Raw genomic sequence first — 22536 nt, forward strand, 5'->3', positions numbered from 1 at the left:
GCTTCCTGAAGTTAGTAGTTAACGTTAACCGTTACCGTGTCGGCATAGTTGTCAGGCGTGAAGTTGGCGTTCGGTGCGGTGGCATAAACGGTAAAAGTCTGCGCCAGCCCAGTTCCGGTTGCCGCAACGCCGTTTCCTGGTTCGGTAGTGGTGGCAGTATTCCCCCAAACCGGGCCTGTTGCTGATGTTTGATTGAGTTGATAGGGCACTTTGTCGGTATTCGTCGCCGAATTAGCCACTGAGGACATCGCCCCGGCGCCGAGGGCATTACCGCCGTTAGCCGTTGAAGGCGCGAGGCCAATAAAATAGGGCGTCGTCTTTGAACAGTTGACAGAAATCGTGTTGTTTCCACTCGTGTTAGTTGCCGTAGTATTGACGGGCCCAAGCGTAATATTTGAAGCTGAACCGGCAGTCACGGTACAGGCCTTTTGAATCGTCATCAGCACCTGAAATGTTCCGTTAACGGTTGCTGCATTTGCCACAGAAATAATGGAAAAGGCGCAGCAACAAAGAATTAAGCGTTTGTCTAAGACTAGAGCCATATCCTTTACCTTTTTCAAATAACCACATTTATTACTTTAGAAAAACAATAATGTGGCACAAGAAGACATAATTTAACCCTAGAATAAGTATTAGACGTACGCCAGTTGATCTAATGAATTTTACTTAGGAAAAAGGTGATGTCGTCTGCAAAAAAATAATACCAATGGGTTAGTATATTGTTTTATTTTTATGCTATGGCCGGGGTTAAGTCAGGAGGATAGAGGGCAACATATTCCTTGGGTGGTACTCAAAATAACCAGCCAAAAAATGAGAGTTGTATGATTTATCTTACACGTATTACGTGTAGGTTACGGGCTGTGGAAAATGACCTTATAACCTTGTTCATTCCAGTGTTGGAGCAGTTCATTTTGTCTGCGGGTTGGCGTAATACCGGTCCAGACAAAAAGGGTTTGCCCAGGGAAAAGTTCAGGTCTTGGCGATTCAATGGGTTCAGCCAGAACGGCAATATGCCAACCAGATTGCGATAAGCGCCAGGCTTCGAGCCACAGACGGGTTCTGTCTTCAACATCCCAGGCCATCAGGAGGGCATCCTTTCCTGACTTGCGCCGCGTTTCAGACAGCAGTGTGGCAACATATTCAATCAATGCGCCATCAAGCATGCTGTTCATTATGCGGGATGTATTATGGTCAAGTATCAGCCGTTGACGTACGGGAAGATAAACGTGATCGATCAGCGCATCTACGGGGTGAACGCGACCGAGTGCAGTAATTTTGGCTCGCAGCTTCGGTGGATGCGCCATGCGAAGAATGCTCATCATCTCTTCTTGTAATTGATTCCAGTCGTCGTCAGCTTGACGGGTACTGGTTTCCAGCAATGCCTTAACTTTCCCAACAGGTATGCCATTGCTAATCCAACGTTTTATTTCTTCAATACGCTGAATATCTTCTTCATCAAAGAGTCGGTGGCCACCTTCACTGCGTTGAGGTTTGAGTAAACCGTAACGTCGTTGCCATGCCCGAAGGGTGACAGGATTTATCCCGCAACGTTCTGCGACATCCCCAATGCTGTAATAAGCCATAGTTCCCCCGGACACTCCTGATTCTCCGTCACCGATATGCGGTTCCTGTTACTTTGTACAACATGCATCAAATTGTACAAAACATACAGAGGATTCTAGCAAAATTAAGATTTACTTTACTATCACGCAGGGAGTAAATGCTGAATTTTTATGTTCAGCATGAGGGCGGTTGTGGTGATTGTTTATTTATAACAATGCGTTAGTTATTTTGACGCTGAGAAATCATTTTTCTCTGGCCATGCAACAGACGGAATACCATTCAGGCAAGCTTGTGCAAAAAGGTTACCCTGGAAGATTTCAATACCTGCGGACTCAAGCCACATCCACTCTTCAGGTTTTTCAACGCCGACTGCGGAAATCATGATTTCCAGTGAAGTGCAGCATTTTATAATTGCCTGAATGATGGCCTGTCTTGGTCCACTTTTATGCACATCCGTGATCAGCTCGCGGCTTATCTTAATTCGGTCGGGTTGAAAACGAGACAGAAGCTGAAGCCCGGCAAAACCTGCCCCAAAATGATCTATCGCCACACAGATCCCCGCAGCCTTGAGTGACTTTACGGCCTGCGCGAACGTATCAAAGCGCGATATAACTTCGCTTTCGGTAAACTCTACAATGATTTGTTCAGGCACCAGTCCGTGCGCCGCGATTTCGTTTATCAGAAAGCTGACTGCATCGGGTTTGTTTACCAGGGTCATGGGGAGCAGGTTGACTGACAGCATTTTGTCGTTAAGTCCCAGCGCGCTTGCCATTGCAAAAGCAGTCTTTTTGCTCTGCAGATCCGCGGTATACAGTTCTTCAGGATTTAAGTTGCCAAAATAAGTTGCGGGCGTTTCACCGTCTCTACCACGAATAAGTGCTTCCAGAGCAATGACGCGCTGCGACATAGGATCGATAATGGGTTGAAAAGCAAAGCTGAAATCGATATTGGACTGGAGTGTGCTTTCATCCAGGAGAGTACAAGAGTTGTCGGCAATAAAACTCCAGTAATCAGGCGCTGGTATTTCAAAATAACTCGATTTTTCCGTCGCAAGGACAAATGTGCGGAAAAACTGTAATGCCCGGTCATCATAGGTGAGCTGAAATTTTGATGTTCCCTTGTTAAGTACCGCTTGCAGGACGTCATTGCGTTCATGTTTTTGTAAATCAAATAACTCCATTCCCACCTTTCCGAATCTTCTCGCAGGCGCGTAATCACACATCAGCTCAACGATATTGTGGTGCCGTGGATCGTTACATATACAACGATAAATCTCTTTTACCTGCTCCTCAGGTCCTTCAAGCAGTTGGAAAAAGTGGCGGCCATTAAAGAGTAAAATCCCCGTAACATCGGATCGCCGGTTTTTTAGATTTGCGGCTGTCACCATATCCTCAAGCGCTCTGAGGGGGGCGTCATCACGTAGATGGCTACGGTAAATAATGGTCGTGAGCATGGACAGTCCGGGATCAAGGGAAGGGAAGAGATATGGACAGTATCAAACAAACCAGCTTATGTCCTGATTTTAATACATTATTCTAACTTTATTTTTACAAACAAAGACCCTCAAACAGATCGAATTCATTCGTTAAACGAAGTGAATTGTACAACTGAATTTGATTTTATGTAAATTGATATTTATCTAACTTACTGATTGTATTGATTTAGCACTTTTTGATAAAAATTGATGGTTCGTGTTGTACACATTTTTGGTACAACTTTGCTACTGTTATAAAACTTAATATTCACCAGCATTTTGTTACAGGAGCATGACATGCAGCAGCATACCGTTCGCACTGATACTGCAAGCGCGATTTCTCGTTACTTTGCGAAGGCGCATCTGCCAACTCAACAGGAAACATTGGGAGAAATCGTCACTGAGATACTCAAGGATGGACGAAATCTGAACCGCAAATCACTTTGCACCAAGCTTCTGTGTCGTCTTGAAAAAGCATCTGGGGAGAAAGAACAGAAACATTACAATGCGTTAATTGGTCTGCTTTTTGAATAAAATAAACCCCTTACTTATAGGGGTAAGTAGTGAAGGAGTTATGAAGAAAACTGATAGTGAACGCCTGAAACATGAAATTACAGGTTTGGCTGTGCTAGAAATTTTGCGAATGCATACAGACGTTTCGTTAGCCGCAGTGATTAAGCAATTGCGACTTATGCAGGCCAGTGAAATAGATGGCACACGCAAGCAATTAATTGACAGCGTTATCAATGATTTTACAAACATTAATCCGGGGAAGATAAGTAGAAAACCGGATAAAACCAGAGATGAGAGTGCTTTCAGTGCCAGCAAAAACCCTAAATTACATTAAAGATAATCTTCCAGACTATACAAGCGAGGTTACCATGCTTCATGAAATTAATGTCCACAGTGTAATGACGGATAAAGCTTTATCAAGTTACTTCCATAATGCAGGTGAGCTATTAGCAGATGAGTCTGTGGTATTGGGACAGGCGGTAACAAATGTAATTCTGGCAGGTGATAATGTTAATAATAAAAACATCATTTTAAGCCTGATTAGTTCTCTGGAATCAACAGTTGACGTTGTCCAGGCAGATGTTATCAGAAAAACCCTGGAAATAGTGCTGCGCTACACAGCTGACGACGTCTAAAAGTCTTCATGTTAATATAATATGTACAGTACCTTTGTTATATGCTGAAAGCACTCATGCTGAGCATTTTTTTGATTAAGACTATACATAGCACCCTCTCTAGAACAATTGTGATTTTTCATTGAGGCCATAATGATGAACATCGTTCAGGAACACACTGGAAACGCAGATTTATGGATTGATGATATTTTTATCAGGCAAGGGTTAAAGAATATTCTTGCAGATATTGTTTTCGAAGATGATAAGACGCATCTGGTTTTTTTCACCGCCAATCACTTTGAGGCGGTAAAAAGGCAAAATTACGATCTGAAAACGCATCGTCTGGTACTGCTGATTGATGGTCATCTGTACAGATATCTCAATGATTTATCACTTTACAGACTGCCAATAGATGTTAGCGTTGCCACATTCAAAAAATTTATTATTGATATTACTCGTTCTGGCGGTATACACGACAATCAGTCAGAACTAAATATTTCGCTGACTGCGCGAGATAAATATATTCTAACGCAGTTAGGAGAAGGTCGAACTATTTTTGAGATATCCGCCTTGTTAAATCTACATTTGAAAACGATTTACCAGGCCAGGCAGAATCTGATCAAGAAGCTTGGTTGTTCTGGGCTGATTGATTTTCAGGGAATACTGCGAGCGAAAATATTCCGCAACTGGCTGGAACATGCCTGAATAAATCGACAGTTCGTACTTACTTTTGGGGGATACGACAGGGCCAATGGCCCTGTCCGATATATTTTAAACTTCGCTACTCTGTCACCAGTTCATTTCCCATCTTCTGCTGATGATGTTTTTTGCTCAACGAGAAGTAGCCAAATATTAGCGTTATTACCACAATGCTGGCCATAATCAGGAAGATTTCCTGATAGCCCACTTTATCAAACAACTTACCGACAGGCAGTGACAGCACGATAATGCCAATGGAACTGGCGATATTGAAGCCAATAAGATATATCGTTGATGACAGGCGTTTATCAAAATTTGCTACGCTGAATTTAAACACTGAAATAACAAACAGTGGGACTTCCAGCGCATGAAGCATTTTAATCAAGGAGATAATATAGATATCGGTGAACAGTGCTGAACCCAGGATTCGACAGGTCATGATTGTGCCACCCAGCAGCAATGCGGATTTAGGCCCGATGCGGTTAATCAGGAATGGAACCAGCGCCATACCGACGGCTTCCATAAAGACCTGTACCGAGTTGAGGTAGCCGTATACGCGTGGTGCCAGTTCGGGATCGTCAAATAAGCTGGCGTAAAACACCGGGAACATCTGCTGATCGTAGATGCTATAGAACGACCAGGTGCCGACGACAAAGATAACGAAAAACCAGAACTGCGTATCTTTAAAGATAGTGAGAAAATCATTTCGGGTCAGCGCGTCAGGTTCAGGAGAACGCGTTTTTACAGAAGATGGGGCGGGTGAGTTGGTTTTGAACAACACGTTAATCAACAGGAATAACACCCCCATTACCGATACGCACCAGAAGTTAATGTGTGGGTTGATGCTGAAGAAAATACCGCCAACAAATGTCCCTGCGGCGTAGCCAAGCGATCCCCACAAGCGGGCGGTGCCGAATTCAAAGTTGAATTTGCGGCTCACTTTTTCGACGAAGCTTTCTACCAGACCACAACCCGCGAGGTAGCCAAGGCCAAAGAAAATGGCTCCCAGCGCCATACCAAGTTTGAAGTTGGAGGTCAGCAGCGGTTCGTAAACATAAATCAGGAACGGGCCGCTGAGCGTGATGACTATCCCCATCAGCCAGATAAGGTGTTTACGGGTGCCGAGCTTATCCTGCAGAAAACCGTAGACCAGCATAAACAGCATGCTAAAGAACTGGTTTACGGCATACAGCATTCCCAGCTCCGTTCCGGACAGGCCAAGTTTATTTTTTAGCCATATCGCATAAAAAGACCACCACAACGACCAGGCGGCAAAGAAAAAAAGCAGATACCCGGACGAGTACCGATATTTGTCATTACTGAACGGCATATTTATCTTCATGATTTTTCCAATCCAGGTCAGGTCATTGTAAGGTCTTTCTGATACGACGTAACGAGTGCGCTTTATTACGGGGTAATCGTCCTCCGTAGCGACGGTTGTGACTGAATAAAGCTGCTCAGGTGTTGGTTGTCGGGAAACGCGCTTAGCGCGCCACGCCGGGTGGTCGCCAGAGCACCACAAGCGCTGGCCTGCTCGATAAGTGGAAGTAACGTTGACGTCGATTTGGGCCAGCCTTCCTCGGCGAGTGCCGCCAGCAACCCGGCCATAAAGGCATCACCGGCGCCAGTGGTATCGATACTTTCGACGTTATAGCCGCTTAAAGTTAGCCTGCTGTTTTGCCAGAAAGCGATAGCGCCGTCGGCACCGCGGGTGACGATTTTCAGGCGTGCAGGAAAATCAACCAGACGTTCGCAGGCGCTACTGAGACAGTTGGTCTGCGTTAGCCACAGCAGTTCTTCTTCCGACATCTTCAGAATGTCGCTCTGCCGGGCAAACTCGTTGACAAGGTCAAACATCTGCATCTCGTTGCTCCACATCTGCGGACGCAGATTGATGTCAAAGCTCAGAGTGCCGCCGGTCTGTCGCAATGCGGCCATAGCCTGGGCGAGGGTGGCGCGGCAGTCAGGGGCAACCAGCGCCAGCGAGCAGAAGTGCAGAATATCGGCACCAAAGTCGGGCAGGCTCGCCGGGCTGAGAAATTGATCGGCAGACGGATTGACCAAAAACTCAAACTGCCGCTCGCCGTTGGTAGCCAGTGAAACCAGTACGGTACTGGTGTGCTGATGTGCATCAAACTCCAGACTTCCTGTATCCACCTGCGCTGTTTCCAGCGTCTGATGCAGAAATCGACCAAAAGTGTCATTGCCCACACGGCCAATAAAACCGCTGGCGCGGCCAAGGCGAGCCACGCCGATTGCCACATTGAAGGGAGCGCCTCCCGCGCAGGCTTCAAACTGCATATTGTCGCGCGGCAATAAATCCACCACAGCGTCTCCGAGCGTCCAGATAGTCATTATTTTTCCCCAAAGCAGTAAGACGGATGTTTATTTGGCGCTGAGCGGCCAGGCATGCCCTTGATTAAAAATGGCGTGTCCGTTCAGGCTGAATAAGGTCAGTTGGCGATCGTCCGGTTCAGGATAAATACGACTGCTAAGGGTAAATTCACCGTGATTGACAAATACCTCTACCGAGGAGCTGTCGATAAATAAGCGCAGATCCAGCCGGTCACCAACTGGCAGCGGCACGCTGCGATAACCAGAGAGACTATGCTGCGGGTAGCGGCGATCCAGCACCAGTCGCTGTGCCTGAGCATCGACGTAGACCCGTAGTCCATCACCCAGCGCGATACCATATTCTTCAGCACTGCTGCGGGCGATATCGAGACTCAGTTCGACTTCAATAGCGTGCGCCTGCTCCTCTACCATCAGGGTGCGATTGTGTAGTTCGCTGACCGGCCAGACATGAAGCTCACCGCGTAATAATTCCAGCTCTTTCACCGGGTTCATACGCAGCCGCTGATCGGTATCGAGCGTCACCTCGCGGGGGAGGGTAAGCATGCCCGCCCAGCCGTCGGCTTGTTCTGGCATTGGCGATTCCCACATCGACAGCCAGCCAATCACGATGCAGCGCCCATCCGGGGTGGTAAATGACTGGGGGGCGTAAAAATCATGCCCGTGATCCATCTCCTGGAAGGCGTGGGTGACGTGAAAATGGAGATTATCCTGCCATTCGCCGACCATATAGCCGCTCTGGAACAGGTTACGGTAATCGTATCCGTCTGCGGCGATGCCCTGCGGCGAGAACATGAAGACGAGCTTATCGTTGAGTGGGAAGAGGTCTGGGCACTCCCACATGTAGCCCATGCCGTCATCGGCCCTGCCGAGCGTGCTGGCAAACTGCCAGTGCTGTAGATCTTGCGAGCGATAGAGCTGCACTTCGCCCACGTCATCGACCCGGGCGCCCACCACCATGTACCAGTTGTCTCCCTCTTGCCAGACTTTCGGATCGCGAAAATGGTGTACACCTCGCGGGGTATCCAGAATCATGCCCTGGCGTTCAAAGTGAATCCCGTCGGTGCTGGTGGCCAGGCACTGTACCTGATACAGGTTTTCCTCTTTCGCCTCGCCGTCAAACTTATGTCCGGTGTAGATCAGAGCCAGCTTATTGCCTTCAACCACCGCTGAACCGGAAAAACAGCCGTCTTTATCTTCCGGCCCTTCTGGTGCCAGTGCGATGGGTAAGTGCTCCCAGTTCACCATATCGCGGCTGCGCGCATGGCCCCAGTGCATTGGTCCCCAGACCGGCTGCCACGGATAGTGCTGATAGAACGCATGGTAGTAACCATCGAACCAGGACAGACCGTTGGGATCGTTCATCCAACCCGCGGGTGGCGCCAGGTGATAGCGTGGATACCAGCGCGGGTTTATAAGGTCTTTCTGCTGGCTTAAGGCTTCGTTGGCTTTGGAAAGTAGTGACGTCATTTGCTTGTCCCTGTAAGTGAATTGTCCAAAAGATAACGTTAACATTCTCGGTTTTCTCGCAGATTTGATGGTAATATCGATGTTAATCACAAAAGTTAACGTTAACATTTTGCAGGTGTTATCGAGATCGCATTTTCAGACCCCGGCAAAGTGAACACCGGCGAAGGAGAGGGTATGGCATCTTTAAAGGATGTGGCGCAGCGGGCTAACGTCTCGTTAATGACCGTATCGCGGGCGATTAACGAGCCCGAACGGCTACGGCCTGAAACCTATAAAAAGGTGATGGAAGCGGTAGATGCGCTGGGGTATGTCTCCGATCTCTCCGCTAAAAAAATTCGTGGTGCAAAAACCACGGCTAACACGATTGGGGTGCTGGCGCTTGACACCATGACTACGCCATTTTCCGTCGAGATAACGCTCTCTATCGAAGAGACCGCGCGGGCGCACGGTTGGAATAGCTTTGTGGTGAATATGTTCAGCAATGACAAGCCAGAGAAAATGGTTGATCTGCTGTTGGCGCATCGCCCGGACGGTATTATCTACACCGCGATGGGACTGCGCCAGGTACCGGTACCGGAAAAGCTGCATAAGTATCGCTGCGTGCTGGCGAACTGTGAAAGCACAAGCGGCCCTTTCCCCACCTATATTCCCGATGATGAACAAGGGCAATATCTTGGCGTGAAAGCTCTGTTGGCCGCAGGCTATCGTCGACTGCTGTGCATCCACCTGCCGAAAGGAATTGTGGCGACCGATCGCCGTCGGGCGGGAATGGAGAGGGCTTGTCGTGAAGCGGGTGTCGACCCTGATGCAATGTTCCACCACTATCTTCCGCCGGGCGAGCGCCACCATATTGATGCGGCGGAGATTGCCGGGCATTACCTGAGCGGCGCGCGCCCGATGTTCGATGCGGTGGTGTGCGGTAACGACCGCGTGGCTTTTGTTATCTACCAGCTCTTGCTGGGGCGAGGGCTGCGCATTCCGCAGGACGTCGCTGTGCTGGGCTATGACAATATGGTGGGCACCGGCGAGCTATTTTTGCCGCCGCTCTCAACGGTACAGCTGCCGCACTATGAAATCGGTCGTCTTAGCGCGCTGCATCTTATCCAGGGGCTCGATCACCGGGATACCGTGCGGGTAGACAGCCCCTGGCTTCCGCGCGCCTCAATATGATTAACCTAACTGCTTCGTTTCATCAACCGGAGGGATGTGTGAATTATGTGGGGGTATCGCTAATTTTCTGGTGGATGTTACAAAACTGAAACGTGGGGGTACTGCTAAGTCACTGTTTAGCGCGCAAGGCTCAAAGTTGGGGCGTGTATTAAACTCTCGTCGTAATTTAGGGTTTCAATAAAATAACCGTTATTTATTAATGTTAACGTATCAATACATCGTAACTTACGAAACGTTTAGATTTTAGTTCGTACTTACCCATCCATAGCTCTTCTCTGCTCATTCTGCTTCTGTAATTTCAGCGGGACGTACAAGCGTCCACCACATTAACCACATGCAATAGTTCAGCTCAGTGACATCGGATTCTACGGCGGTTATAGGCTTTTACGTCCCTTTTTTAGCCTGCAGATAAACCGTAAAAATTGTGATCCCGTACTCAGATAGTGCATTCCGTGGTTGCCTTTTAACCACAGACTTTTATTGTATTCTTATTGTATACAATTAAAATACAGGATGGTGAGTATGAAAGTGATTGATACCCATAACCATGTTTGGCATTGCCAGGGAGAGCATTTTGCCTGGATCACAGACGATCTGGCGGCAATTCGCCGTGATTTTCTTATTGACGATTTGCAGGCCGTATTGGCTGAAAACCACATCGAAGGCGCCATTTTAGTACAAGCCATCCCTTCAATTGAGGAGACCGAATGGCTGCTGGAAATAGCTGAGCATCACGATGAAGTAAAAGGTGTTGTGGGATGGGTGGATATAAACCGCGGGGCTGGGATCGCAGAGGATTTGCAGAGACTGCAGAGAAAATCCCGCTATCTGAAAGGGATCCGCTATATGTCTCAGGGCTTGCCTGAGAGCCATTTAGTGACCCCGCAATTTATCCAGGGGGTACGTTGCGTTGGAGAGCAGGGGCTGGTGTATGAACTGCTGGTTACGCACCAACAGCTGGAGGCGGCAAGCCAGCTTATCTCTGCTTGTCCGGAAGTGACCTTTGTTATCGAGCATGCGGCAAAACCCGCAGTTCGCGATGGGGAAATTACCCGCTGGCGTGAACAGTTAATGTTGATTGGTGAGGCTTACAGCAATGTTTTTTGCAAACTATCAGGCCTGGTCACAGAAGCAGATTATGCCCGCTGGACGGGACCTGAGCAGGCGAGCCAGGAGCTGGAACCTTATTTTAGCTCGGTTTTTGCCGCATTTGGTGATGAGCGAGTGATGTATGGCTCCGACTGGCCTGTTTCTCTACTGGCATTACCGTACGCCGACACTTTAGGGCTTTACCAGAACTACCTGCAATCTCACCAGGCTCTTTCCAGCGATAACTTTTTTTATCGCGTGGCAGAGAAGGTTTACTCATTAAAGTAACAGGGGGGCACTTATGGAAGTCGTTCAATATATCCTCGGATTTGGCCCGGCAGTGGTCATTCCAATGATTATGTTTTTATTTGCCGTGCTATTTGGCGCGAAACTTGCCGATGCGGCAAAAAATGCAATGACGGTAGGTATTGGGTTTCTCGGTCTTTCGTTGCTGATCGGTTTTATGGTGACATCACTTAGCAGCTCGACAGAAGCGATGGTAAAAAACCTCAATCTTCATTATGAAGTATTGGATCTGGGCTGGCCGTTAATTAGCGCCTTCAGTCTGGCTGCGCTTTCTCTGCCGATTGTTTATGCGTTATGTTTTGCCACTAATTTGTTGATGATTTCAACCAATACCACCAAAACCCTTAACGTTGATTTTTGGAATTACTGGCACTTTGTATTTGCCGGAATCATCGTTGAACAGGTGACGGGTTCATTTTGGATGGGGATTTTTGCAAGTTGGATCACATTTATTATTACGCTAAAAATCGCCGATTACATTGCCCCACATGTGCAGAAATTCTGTGACACGCCAAACGTGACCATTACTCAGGCGGAGATCGTCGCATGGGCCCCGCTGGCATTTTTAATGGACCGTGTAATTGATCGCATTCCGTTGATTAACAAAATTGACCTTAATCTCAGCAAAATTGAAGCCAAACTAGGGTTTTTTGGTAGTCCGTTAGCGATGGGGGCCATTCTGGGGGTGATCATCGGTATGCTTGGCGCGCTACCGTTCAGCGATATTATTAAGAGTGGAATGAATTTTGCTGCGGTCATGGTGTTATTACCGACGATGGCGGGAGTGCTGGTCAGTGGTCTGGTACCGATTACTGAAATTGCTTCTGAATGGGTAAAGAAACGTTTTCCAACAAAGTCACTTTATTTTGGTATCAGCGGTGAAATTGCTTTTAAAAACCCTGCGGTATTGTCTGTAGGTATTTTGATGGTGCCACTCACGATCCTGATTAGTACTATTTTGCCTTTTAATACCATGATGCCATTCGCCGATATTCCTTATCTGCCGATATTTGTTGTCTTTGGCACGGTTGCATGCAACGGAAACATGTTTCGTGGATTAATTAATGGCATTGTCATCGTGTGTGGGATCCTGTGGTTTGGTTCGGATCTCGCTGTTGTGTCGCAGGCTTTGGCCGAAAAGGCTCAATTGAATGTGCCAAAAGAGATGATGGCCTCATCAATAGATGGTGGCTCACACGCTATATCTTATATCTTCTACAAAATGTTCGAACTGTTAAAAGGAATGAATCCTGCACTCTTGTGTCTTTTTTCTATCGTAGTGACTGGGATTATTATTTATGTGCTGAAGTTGATTTTCAATATTAATAATAAATCAACGACTGCGGCCTCATTAACTGCTAACAAAGTTGACTAAGAATACTGATAAACATCAGGGGAATATTATGATTACTCAGAATACAATTAAAAGTGTAGAGCTTAGCGTACCTTCTTTAACCTTCGGCGCAGCCAGCCTGGCTAATTTATTCAGAACGCTGAGCAATAACGAAGCCATGGACATTGTTGATAAGGCAATTCAGGTTGGCTGGCGCTACTTTGATACTGCACCACATTATGGCAGCGGACTTTCTGAACTGCGTTTAGGTCTGGGATTACGTGGACTGGAGCGTAGCGAATATGTTTTGTCCACCAAGGTTGGTCGCCTGCTGCAATCCCGGAAACAAGAGCCAGGCCTTGAAGCAGGGGAATTTTTTTATGATGAGAACCCTTTTAACCGACAGGCTGATTACTCCTATGAGGGCATCATGCGCTCATACGAAAACTCTATCCAGCGGCTGGGAACCCGTTATATCGACATTCTCTATGTACACGATCTCGGCACTTATACCTACGGCAATACGGAACTGGAACGCCAACATTTTAAAACCTTCTGCGAGTCAGGGCAGAAGGCTTTAGAAGAGCTAAAGCGCAATGGTGATATCAAAGCCTGGGGCGCAGGCGCGAATGAAGAGGCAATCCTGATGGAGGTGATGGATAACGCTGCCCCGGATATCTTAATGCTCGCCAACCGCTACAACCTGCTGGAAACAGACCGCCAGGCGTTCTTTGCCAAATGTGAAAGCAACAATGTTTCGGTGGCTGTTGCTGCACCTTTCGCTACCGGAGTTTTAGTCGCGAAAGATAAATCGAAGGCGTTGTATGAATACGGTTCCGCGCCAGCGCAGGTTATTGAAAAAGTAAATGCGATAGAAGCGCTATGTGCAAAACATGCCGTGCCGATTGGTGCTGCGGCGCTGCAATTCCCATTAAGAAACCAAAATGTGGTCACCGTAACCTGCGGCGTTCAATCCGTAGAACAAGCGTTGACTAATTTTGCCTGGGCTAACTGGGATATTCCGCAGGAATTGTGGGATGAACTGGCCAGCATTGGTATTCAGTAAGCATCATTTGTAACTTTGCGAAAAAATTAACAGATATTGAGGATGTAATGAAAATAGTTAAAGCCGAAATCTTTATGGTTGATTTGAAACCTAAAGTAAAACGTGTCGATGCGATTCAGTCTTTTGTCTCACAAGAGACGCCGATTATTCGTTTAACAACATCGAGTGGAGAAATTGGTGAGGGCTATACCTACACAATTGGCACCGGCGGCTCATCTGTGGTTGCGCTGTTACGAGATCACCTGTTACCGAAATTGATTGGTCAGGATGCGACGATGATTGAGGGCATCTGGGAATCATTGCTGTTCTCAACTCATGCGACCTCGGTTGGCGCCATTACGTCTCTGGCACTGGCAGCCATTGATACCGCATTATGGGATTTGAAGTGTAAGCGCATGAATTTGCCGCTGTATAAAGTCGCAGGTGGTGCGAAGTCGCGCATGAAGTTATACACCACCGAAGGGGGCTGGCTGCATTTAAGCACTCAGGAATTAGTTGATGATGCGCTGGCTGTTAAGGCGCAGGGATTCTGCGGTTCTAAAATCAAAATTGGTTCTGAAAGTCCGGTGCGTGATATCGAGCGTTTGACTGCTGTACGTGAAGCGGTGGGTGATGAGTACGTGATCATGACTGATTGCAACCAGGCGTTTAAATTCTCGGAAGCCAAACAGCGCGCAGCGTTGTTGGAGCATATTAATCTTTCATGGATTGAAGAGCCGTTTCTGGCGCATGATGTTGATTCTCATCAAAAATTGTGTGAGTCAACCACCATTCCTGTCGCGGTGGGTGAGTCCATTTATTCTATCCAGCACTTCAAAGAGTATTTACAGAATAATGCCGCAGATATTATTCAGGTTGATGTGGCTCGTATTGGTGGTATTACACCATGGCTTAAAGTTGCACATATGGCGGAATGCTTTAATAAAATTGTCTGTCCGCATTTCTTGATGGAATTGCATATATCATTATGTTGCGCCATTACTAATAGCCGTTGGTTGGAATATATTCCACAGCTCGATAGTGTTACTCTGAATAAAGTGAATATTCGCGAAGGATATGCTTTCCCACCAGAAGAACCTGGTTTGGGTATTCAGTGGGACTGGCAGAAAATACAGGCTGATACTGTTGTTTACCATGTCATTGAATAAAACAATTTTTATTTTCTCAGGAATATATTATGTCTGAAAATCATGCTCAATTTCACGGTGCATGGTGCCCATCAATTACGCCTTTTGATCAACAAGGAAATATTGATTTATCGGCACTGCAGCAGCATTTGCGACGTTTGGAAGAGGCTGGGACTCATGTCGTATTGCTAATGGGAAGTATTGGGGAGTTCACCGCATTAACGCTGGATGAACGACTGATGCTTATCCGTGAGGCACGGAAAATGTCATCGCTGCCGCTGGTGGCAAATATCTCAGCTACCTGTATGGCGGATATGATACGTCTGGCAGAAGAGGCCTGGCATTGCGGGTATCAGGCAGTGATGATTCTACCTCACTACTATTTTCAACAAACGCCGGCCCAACTATTGGCATACTACCGCGGTCTGGGGCAGCGCCTGAATGGAAAATGGTTCGCATACAACTTTCCTGCCCGAACTGGATGCGACCTGTACGCGGTACTGGTAGCGCAATTAGCGGCAGAATTTCCCAATTTTGTGGGTGTTAAAGATACTGTTGATTGCCTCTCTCATACTCGCGCAATTATTCAGTCAGTCGCGTCCGTTAGAGACGATTTTGTTGTTCTGTCCGGTTATGATGAATATCTTATCCCAAATCTTCTGGCGGGTGGCGCGGGAGTTATTTCAGGATTAAATAATATTTGTCCCGAACTTTTTGTGCAGGCAATTAAAGCCTGGGATGAAAATGATCTTACCCAGCTTACTGGCGTACAGCGTGAGATAAGCCGGCTTTCTGCTATTTATAATATTGGTAATGATTTTGTTACTACAATTAAAACCGCAGTGGCTCATAAGTTTCAGTATTCTGGGGGGAAATCAAGAAGCTTTGCGGGGGAACTAACTCGTCAGGAATCGCAACAGATTGACATAATGTTCAGTATCAAATAATCAAAAATCAATAACAGCATACATTATGCTACGGCAATGCTGTATTGCTGTTATACCTCTCTGTTATAAGGTATAGAATATGTCTTATAGAATGATATTAAATGAAACCTCATATTTTGGCGTGGGTTCAATTAACGCTATCGTTGATGAAGTTAAAAAGCGAGGTTTTAAAAAAGCGCTGGTAGTTACTGACCACGATCTTATCCAGTTTAATGTAGCGACCAAGGTACTTGATATTCTTGATAGCGCAGGGTTGCCTTACCAAATTTTTGATAAGGTCATACCTAACCCGACGATTGACGTCGTGCAGCAAGGTGTTGAGGCATTTCGTCAGGCGGGGGCGGATTACCTGGTCGCTATTGGTGGCGGTTCACCGCAGGATACGTGCAAAGCGGTTGGGATAATCATTAACAACCCTGAGTTTGCCGATGTCCGCAGCCTCGAAGGTGGGGCTGACACTAAAAATGCCGCTGTACCGATGATTGCCATTCCAACGACCGCGGGTACGGCAGCTGAGGTGACTATTAACTATGTGATTACCGATGTAGAGAACCGACGTAAGTTCGTTTGCTATGATCCTCATGCTATTCCGGTCGTTGCCATTATTGATGCTGACATGATGGCCAGCATGCCGCCCAGTTTAAAAGCGGCAACCGGTGTTGACGCGCTGACTCATGCAATCGAAGGATATATTACGAAAGGGGCATGGGAATTAACCGATACGCTTCATTTAAAGGCGATTGAGATGATAGGGCGTTCGCTACGCGGTTCGATACAGGGAATCGCCCAGGACGCTGAAGGCATGGCGGTGGGGCAGTATATTGCCGGGATGGGCTTCTCTAATGTCGGATTGGGCCTGGTGCATGGAATGGCCCATCCTCTGGGAGCATTCTATGGTACGCCACACGGCGTCGCCAATGCAGTGCTATTGCCGCATATCATGGCATACAACGCCGAGTTTACTGGAGACAAATATCGCCAAATTGCACAGGCTTTGGGCAATACTCAGGCCATGGTGATGCCGATCGAAGAGGCGCGTCAGGCGGCTGTAGAAGCAGTGGTGCAACTTAACCGCGACGTAAATATTCCCGCCCGACTGCGCGATATCGGCATGAAATATGAAGATATCGATGCTCTGGCAGCCGCGGCAATGACGGACGTCTGTACAGGTGGAAACCCTCGAGATACCTGTATTGAAGAGATTAAAGCGTTGTACCGACAGCTCTACTAATTTTTAACTTTCCACATGACCGGTAGAAATACCGGTCATGTTATATGCATAGCCTATTTAAAGCTGGAGAACAGGCGGTTGTAGGAGTTGTTGACGTGATGGGCAATGGCTTCACGGGTTTGTTCTATATCGCGGGCAATAATACCGGCGCAAATTTTCAAATGTTCTTTGGATGAATCAATAATTGAATCATTTTTCATTTTGTCTGAACGCAGCATGCGTAACCGGTCATACATGAAGGTCAGCGTTTTAGTCACAATAGCGTTGTGGCAATCGGATAGCATTTGTTCATGTAGCTCGTTATCAGCTTCGAGTAATAAAGACACATTCGAATCATGAAAACCGACTTCAATTTTATCTTTAATCGTCTGATACCGTTGCGGGTCCTGGTTCTCCCATGACAAATTCAATACCATAATTTCAATATCTTTTCTGATCTGGAAAATATCACGTATTTCACTGAGCGTAATGGGTTTAATGGTTTTCGTTTTATTTTTGGAAGGCTCAATCCAGCCTTCAGTCATCAGGCGAAACAAAGCTTCGCGCAGCGGCGTACGGCTGACATTAAGTTCCTGACATAGCTCATTTTCTGAGATAGCCCCCATCAACTCATTGGCGATGATTTTGGCCTTCAATTGATGATATGTTTTTTCGCTGATGTTCATAGTCTGGCTTTAATGAGGGTCATAATCATGTTTAATGAGATACAAATTAGCCCCTTGTCACTATGAAATCAATGGGTAAGCCCGGTTGTACAACGAATTAGCTCGTGTTTCAACGACTCAGTCAGCAGCACTAACAGCTGCCAGCGCGTCCACATCCTTCTGCAGATGATGTTTTTTTACTCAGCGTGAAGAAACCAAATACCGGCGTTCATACCACGATACTGGCCATCATTAAGAAACTCTCCTGACAATCCACCTTTGCAAACTCAACGTTGAATTTGGCTTAGTGGAAGAGATAGCCGTTAGCCAGTTTGATGAGGATGTATGTAGGTGGTCTTTTGGCCGCCATGTCTCTGGCATTTACTCCTGATGAGGAGCGCTTTTTGTCCCTAAAAATTGTCCAATGCGACTAATGGTCAAATAAATTGTCGATTTCTCTAAAAAAAATGATCAGCGTGCCGATACACTGACAGGATATGTCAGCATTTTATATATAATTCATGTCAGGAAAACAGAAAAGTAGGTGCTTATGGCTGATTCAGCAAGGAGTTGCTCAGCAGAACGTTTAGTCGATATCCTAATAGAGCTGCAAACTTGTGGCGTAGTGAATCGCTATCAGTTGATGAAGAAATTTAATATCACTGAACGAACGGTCTATCGTGATCTTAATATGCTTTCCTCCTTTATTGAGGGGTGTGGTGGTGGAGAGTATCGATTGATACCGATTCGCGCGCAGAATAATAGCGCCTATGCCCTTCATGACCCTCTGGCAAAGCTGCTGGACGCCGACGCGGTTTTTCCTGATAGAGATGAGGGTTTTTGGCTTAGCTTAGAAAAACGAGCGGTAGAACAGCATGTTAGAGTTCAGTTTGGTCGCCCTGAACATTCAGTCAGAAATGATTTGCGAAAGTATTTTAACTTATTAGAAAAAGCGATTCAGAAAAACAGTGTCTGTCATATTTTATATAAAGACAAAACGCGCACCATTCACCCTTATAAATTAGTTAACCAGAAAAATATTTGGTATCTGCAGGCGACCGAGGACGGAAAGCTAAAGTCTTTTTCGTTAAGTAAAATTCGGTGGTTGGATATCCGGAAAGAGCATTTTGCGGTCGATACATCCACACTGTCATTAATTGATGAGCATCGCGATCCTTGGGTAAGTGAAGAGACGTTTGAGGTGCGGGTGCGTATTAAACACAGCATTGCTGGCTACTTCGCAAGACGAGATTTACTGCCTCAGCAAGAATTAGTGCGTGAAGAGAATGATGGCGTGACTTTGCTTTGCAAGGCAGCACATCAGAATCAAATTATTCCATTAATTCTATTCTGGTTACCGAATATAGAAATTCTGGAACCTGAATGGTTGAAAAAAACGGTCATCAACATACTGCATAACTACATCACTGGCGATCGCGACTCAGTTCCTGTTCTGGAATGTGATGCGTAGCGGGTAACAACGACTTATTGCACAGGAGATTTTTATTTATGGCATTACCTTTCATTATTCTGGGCGTCGCGGCAGCGGCAACGGCGTTTGGTGGCAAAAAAGCTTATGATGGCTACCAGAAAAAATCAGAAGCCGACGATGTTTTAGATCGCGCGCAGCGTCGCTTTGATAAGCATAAAGAGAGCTTTGATCTGGCGAATGAAACAACGTCGAAAAAACTGGCCGAGCTGGGTGAAAAAGAACTGAAGATCGGTAAAGATTTCAATGAATTTAAAACGATTGCCGACGATCTGTTGGCGCGTATGGCTAAGGATGGGCATAAAGATCTTCGTCTGAAGGTACCGCAGCACAACATCAATAAAATTCAGAGTCTGGCGATTTCCGCCACGGAATACCTGACGACGGTCGTCGGTGCCGGGGTGTCCGGTGCTGCCGCTGGTTTTGCCGTGTACAGCGGCGTGATGGCGTTTGCCGCAGCGTCTACCGGTACGCCGATTGCCGCCCTGTCTGGTGCGGCGGCGTATAACGCCACAATGGCGGCTATTGGCGGCGGTTCTCTGGCCGCAGGCGGCTGGGGAATGGCGGGCGGTGCGATGGTACTTGGCGGCGCGGTAGTGGCTCCGTTGATTGCTATCGCAGGCTGGGCTTACGATAGCCATGCCGAAAAGGCGCTTAACAATGCTTATCAAAGCTCCCGTGAAGTGACAGCTGCGGTGGAAAAAATGAATGCGGCTGAAGCGCAGCTGACGAAGGTGCAGCAGTATGTAAATAGCATTTATGAATCAATAACCCGTATGCATGGCGTCTTTGTTCAACACTACTTTGAACCGCTGAAAGCGATGCATGCCATCATTGTTGAGCGTCATGAGAAGAATATAACCACTGAGATTAGTGAGTCGGAAGAGATCATGGCTATTATCGACCATGGTTATGAATTAGCCGCCATCATGACCGACGTGATCACCACGCCGCTGTTCAAGCCGGTGACGCAGGAAAACGGTGAAGCTGTTATCGAAGATGGCGTGATCCAACTGCAGACCGACAGCAACGGTATGAACCTGCTGAACAAAGAGATTCTGGACGAAAAACTGGCGGTTTCTGCTTCTGAGTTTGACGCATTTTCTTCTCGTATTTAATCGACGCGCCGGGCGAATCTGCCCGGCATTGCTATGGGCGAGCACAATGAACACAGCCAGGTTTGACTGGGGTGAAGAGTTACATCAGACGGTGGTTAAGAGTCTGACCACCTCTTTTGGGTTGGATTTTCTCTTGCTGGAGGATAAACACGGCGGCGATGTGAATACCATTCATAACGCTCGCGAGGGAGTGTATGCCACCGACGCCGAGCGTCAACGGTACGAGCAACGTGAAGGGTATGATTCTCATCATTACCATAGCCACGAAAACTACATTGCCACCAACCGGGCGGGAAAAAAGGCGCACGAGGCCGGTACGTTGACCGATACCTACACCGGTGAGAAATTTGCGGCTAATGATAAAAAGAACCTCGACCATATTATTGCCGCCCATGAAATTCACAACGATCCAGGGCGTATCCTTGCCGAATGCGATGGTGCCGATCTGGCTAATGATTCATCAAATCTGACCTTCACGAATGAGTCGCTGAATAAGGCGAAGAAGGCGAAAACGATGGATGCCTTCGTGCAAACGCTACAAGAACAGCATGCTGTGACCACGCAGGAAATTGCCCGTTTACGCAGCCAGCCAATGCTTTCCGAGCAAGAGCAAAAACAGCTGAATAAGCTGGAAAATAAAGCCGCCGCCGATTTTGAACGGATGAAAGAGGCCGACAAAAAGGCGCGGGCAAAATACAACAGTACGATCAATCAGGAATATTATACCAGCAGTAAGTTTGCGAAGAATGTCGCCACCGCCACAATGAACAATGCGTTTCGCATGGGAACGCGGCAGATGTTGGGACTGATTCTGGCAGAGACCTGGTTTGAGTTCCGCGCGCGTATTCCCGTGATGTTTGAGAAGCATCGTCATTCATTCGATGCCGGAGACTTCCTGCAAGATGCGGCGGAGGCATTACGCGCAGTCTGGCAGCGAGTGCAGGGTAAATTCAGCACTTTCCTGACGTCCTTTAAAGACGGAGCCATCGGTGGCGTGCTCTCCAGCATTACGACGACGCTCTTCAATATCTTCTTTACGACTAAGAAGATGATGGTGCGCCTGATTCGTGAGATGTGGAACAATTTGGTACAGGCCTTTAAAGTTATGGTCTTTAACCCTGAAGGCTTAGCGCCGGGGCAGCTCGCTAAAGCGGTAAGCAAGCTGGTGGCTGCGGGTGTGGCCGTGGCTGCTGGTGTGGTGGTTAACGAAGCTTTAGCCAAGATGCTCGTCTTTCCTTTTGGTCCGGAACTGGCCGCTTTCTGCGGTGCGCTGGCGACAGGTATTCTGACGCTGGTAATGAACTACTTCCTGGAACACAGCGCATTGATGAAAAAGGTCTGGGCGTTTCTGGATACGTTTAAAGATAAGTATCAGAAAGCACTAGAGTATTATCAACAGGTGAATGCTGAACTCGATCGTTATCTACTGGAGCTTTCGGCGTTAGAGTTTGCTATTGATACGTCAGCGTTATCGCGTTTCTCGCTGCATCTTAACGCGGTGAACAGTGAAATTGAGCGTGGTTTGTTGCTGCGTGCAGAGGTTGAGCGCCGAAATATTGCGCTACCGTTTGAAGCAGGGAATACCCGCTCTGTACGTAGCTGGTTAAGTAAGCTATGACGCTCACGCCCGCGTTTCCCTGTAACCAGTGTGGCGCTTGTTGTCGCCACGTCGATCGCGCCAGTGAAACGCAGTTTCTTGATCGCGGTGACGGCATTTGTCGTCACTATCAGATGGAGACAAAGCTGTGCGCGATTTATGAAACACGTCCGCTTATTTGCCAGGTAGAAAAGCAGTATCAGCTTAACTACCAACAGCAATATAGCTGGCAGGAGTTTATTACGCTTAATCGTGAAGCGTGTTTAATTCTGGAGAAAATGTAGGGCGGTATGCTTCACGGAGGGGTCAGCGTCAATATGTACTCATTATGGAGTTGGCTCGCTTTCGTAATGCGAAGGTCGTAGGTTTGACTCCTATTATCGGCCATTTAAATCAATGGGTTACAGTTTTTTATTTGCATATAATCTTACTGTTTTCTCTCCCGCGTACTTACTGGCGTACTTATTTAGCATGGCATAGCTGAGTGTCATGTTCCCGTTCTCAAATAAATTCAGACCCTACAAACTATTCCCTTCATAGGCTACTAAAAAGCCAATCCAACAGAAGTATCTAACTGAAAACTCATTGCGTTTACATGAAAGTGGTCAAATGCTTGATATACCTCATTGGACGTCCCATGATCTGTGCCGTACTGTACGGACAGGGCTATCTCGTTTGCAATGTCCAAACGAGGTAGCTGAGGCTATATTGGGGCATATGCGTGGCGGCGTTGA

At 47.1% G+C, this 22536-nt stretch carries 22 protein-coding genes and 1 tRNA gene; 16 read left to right on the forward strand and 7 right to left on the reverse strand.

Annotated elements, in window-relative coordinates; translation table 11 throughout:
- Positions 1–11: 11 nt before the first annotated feature.
- From SK38_RS04380 to SK38_RS04390, 3 genes are all read right to left on the reverse strand, one after another.
- Entirely contained in the window at positions 12–542 is a 531-nt protein-coding gene (locus tag SK38_RS04380) for a Csu type fimbrial protein (RefSeq protein WP_048235239.1), read from the reverse strand.
- Positions 543–851: 309 nt separating this feature from the next.
- A complete protein-coding gene (locus SK38_RS04385; protein WP_008784993.1) occupies positions 852–1583 on the reverse strand; it encodes a MerR family transcriptional regulator in 732 nt (243 codons plus the stop codon).
- Positions 1584–1786: 203 nt separating this feature from the next.
- Entirely contained in the window at positions 1787–3016 is a 1230-nt protein-coding gene (locus tag SK38_RS04390) for a diguanylate phosphodiesterase (protein WP_048235240.1), read from the reverse strand.
- Positions 3017–3334: 318 nt separating this feature from the next.
- Here SK38_RS04390 and ycgZ point away from each other — a divergent pair, with 318 nt between their 5' ends.
- The 4 genes from ycgZ to SK38_RS04410 all read left to right on the forward strand — a co-directional run bounded on the left by ycgZ (position 3335) and on the right by SK38_RS04410 (position 4869).
- A complete protein-coding gene (ycgZ, locus tag SK38_RS04395; RefSeq protein WP_003833500.1) occupies positions 3335–3571 on the forward strand; it encodes a regulatory protein YcgZ in 237 nt (78 codons plus the stop codon).
- 40 nt (positions 3572–3611) lie between these two features.
- Positions 3612–3884 carry a hypothetical protein gene (locus SK38_RS04400; RefSeq protein WP_008784991.1) on the forward strand — a complete coding sequence of 91 codons (273 nt, stop codon included), beginning with the start codon at positions 3612–3614 and terminating at the stop codon, positions 3882–3884.
- A gap of 34 nt (positions 3885–3918) precedes the next feature.
- Entirely contained in the window at positions 3919–4185 is a 267-nt protein-coding gene (locus SK38_RS04405; RefSeq protein WP_008784990.1) for a biofilm development regulator YmgB/AriR family protein, read from the forward strand.
- A 132-nt stretch (positions 4186–4317) separates the two neighbouring features.
- Positions 4318–4869 (forward strand): LuxR C-terminal-related transcriptional regulator, encoded by a 552-nt coding sequence (locus tag SK38_RS04410; RefSeq protein WP_048235241.1) that lies wholly within the window; start codon positions 4318–4320, stop codon positions 4867–4869.
- Positions 4870–4945: 76 nt separating this feature from the next.
- Here the strand turns inward: SK38_RS04410 and SK38_RS04415 are convergent, their stop codons facing one another.
- The 3 genes from SK38_RS04415 to SK38_RS04425 all read right to left on the reverse strand — a co-directional run bounded on the left by SK38_RS04415 (position 4946) and on the right by SK38_RS04425 (position 8685).
- Positions 4946–6205 carry an MFS transporter gene (locus SK38_RS04415; protein WP_003833490.1) on the reverse strand — a complete coding sequence of 420 codons (1260 nt, stop codon included), beginning with the start codon at positions 6203–6205 and terminating at the stop codon, positions 4946–4948.
- A 65-nt stretch (positions 6206–6270) separates the two neighbouring features.
- Complete coding sequence (locus SK38_RS04420; RefSeq protein ID WP_048235242.1) at positions 6271–7218, reverse strand: aminoimidazole riboside kinase; 948 nt, start codon at positions 7216–7218, stop codon at positions 6271–6273.
- A gap of 30 nt (positions 7219–7248) precedes the next feature.
- A complete protein-coding gene (locus SK38_RS04425) occupies positions 7249–8685 on the reverse strand; it encodes a glycoside hydrolase family 32 protein (RefSeq protein WP_048235243.1) in 1437 nt (478 codons plus the stop codon).
- A 174-nt stretch (positions 8686–8859) separates the two neighbouring features.
- Here SK38_RS04425 and SK38_RS04430 point away from each other — a divergent pair, with 174 nt between their 5' ends.
- The 7 genes from SK38_RS04430 (at position 8860) to fucO (ending at position 16954) form a co-directional block, all read left to right on the forward strand.
- On the forward strand, positions 8860–9855 hold the full coding sequence (locus tag SK38_RS04430) for a LacI family DNA-binding transcriptional regulator (protein WP_048216224.1): 996 nt from the start codon (positions 8860–8862) through the stop codon (positions 9853–9855).
- Between the two features lie 522 nt (positions 9856–10377).
- On the forward strand, positions 10378–11232 hold the full coding sequence (locus tag SK38_RS04435; RefSeq protein WP_053069328.1) for an amidohydrolase family protein: 855 nt from the start codon (positions 10378–10380) through the stop codon (positions 11230–11232).
- Positions 11233–11245: 13 nt separating this feature from the next.
- Positions 11246–12625 carry a PTS transporter subunit IIC gene (locus SK38_RS04440; protein WP_053069329.1) on the forward strand — a complete coding sequence of 460 codons (1380 nt, stop codon included), beginning with the start codon at positions 11246–11248 and terminating at the stop codon, positions 12623–12625.
- A gap of 28 nt (positions 12626–12653) precedes the next feature.
- Positions 12654–13649: an aldo/keto reductase gene (locus SK38_RS04445; RefSeq protein WP_048216225.1), complete on the forward strand. Its 996-nt coding sequence runs from the start codon at positions 12654–12656 to the stop codon at positions 13647–13649.
- Between the two features lie 47 nt (positions 13650–13696).
- Positions 13697–14797 (forward strand): mandelate racemase/muconate lactonizing enzyme family protein, encoded by a 1101-nt coding sequence (locus SK38_RS04450; protein ID WP_048216226.1) that lies wholly within the window; start codon positions 13697–13699, stop codon positions 14795–14797.
- A 29-nt stretch (positions 14798–14826) separates the two neighbouring features.
- Positions 14827–15723, forward strand: coding sequence for a dihydrodipicolinate synthase family protein (locus SK38_RS04455; RefSeq protein ID WP_048235244.1), 897 nt, complete (start codon positions 14827–14829; stop codon positions 15721–15723).
- 79 nt (positions 15724–15802) lie between these two features.
- A complete protein-coding gene (fucO, locus tag SK38_RS04460; protein ID WP_048235245.1) occupies positions 15803–16954 on the forward strand; it encodes a lactaldehyde reductase in 1152 nt (383 codons plus the stop codon).
- Positions 16955–17007: 53 nt separating this feature from the next.
- On the opposite strand, the gene SK38_RS04465 is transcribed toward fucO, so the two are convergent.
- Positions 17008–17619: a GntR family transcriptional regulator gene (locus tag SK38_RS04465; RefSeq protein ID WP_048235246.1), complete on the reverse strand. Its 612-nt coding sequence runs from the start codon at positions 17617–17619 to the stop codon at positions 17008–17010.
- A 529-nt stretch (positions 17620–18148) separates the two neighbouring features.
- Here SK38_RS04465 and SK38_RS04470 point away from each other — a divergent pair.
- From SK38_RS04470 to SK38_RS24880, 5 genes are all read left to right on the forward strand, one after another.
- Positions 18149–19069 (forward strand): helix-turn-helix transcriptional regulator, encoded by a 921-nt coding sequence (locus tag SK38_RS04470; RefSeq protein WP_048235247.1) that lies wholly within the window; start codon positions 18149–18151, stop codon positions 19067–19069.
- A 38-nt stretch (positions 19070–19107) separates the two neighbouring features.
- Positions 19108–20205 carry a hypothetical protein gene (locus SK38_RS04475; protein ID WP_048235248.1) on the forward strand — a complete coding sequence of 366 codons (1098 nt, stop codon included), beginning with the start codon at positions 19108–19110 and terminating at the stop codon, positions 20203–20205.
- Between the two features lie 46 nt (positions 20206–20251).
- Positions 20252–21823 carry an ATP--cob(I)alamin adenosyltransferase gene (locus SK38_RS04480; RefSeq protein ID WP_048235249.1) on the forward strand — a complete coding sequence of 524 codons (1572 nt, stop codon included), beginning with the start codon at positions 20252–20254 and terminating at the stop codon, positions 21821–21823.
- On the forward strand, positions 21820–22086 hold the full coding sequence (locus tag SK38_RS04485) for a YkgJ family cysteine cluster protein (protein WP_048235250.1): 267 nt from the start codon (positions 21820–21822) through the stop codon (positions 22084–22086). The genes SK38_RS04480 and SK38_RS04485 overlap by 4 nt, the downstream gene beginning before the upstream one ends.
- Positions 22087–22189, forward strand: a tRNA-Thr gene (locus SK38_RS24880).
- The last annotated feature ends 347 nt before the right edge of the window (positions 22190–22536 follow it).

It is taken from the genome of Citrobacter sp. MGH110 (genome assembly GCF_001037515.1).
Lineage (GTDB): Bacteria > Pseudomonadota > Gammaproteobacteria > Enterobacterales > Enterobacteriaceae > Citrobacter > Citrobacter portucalensis.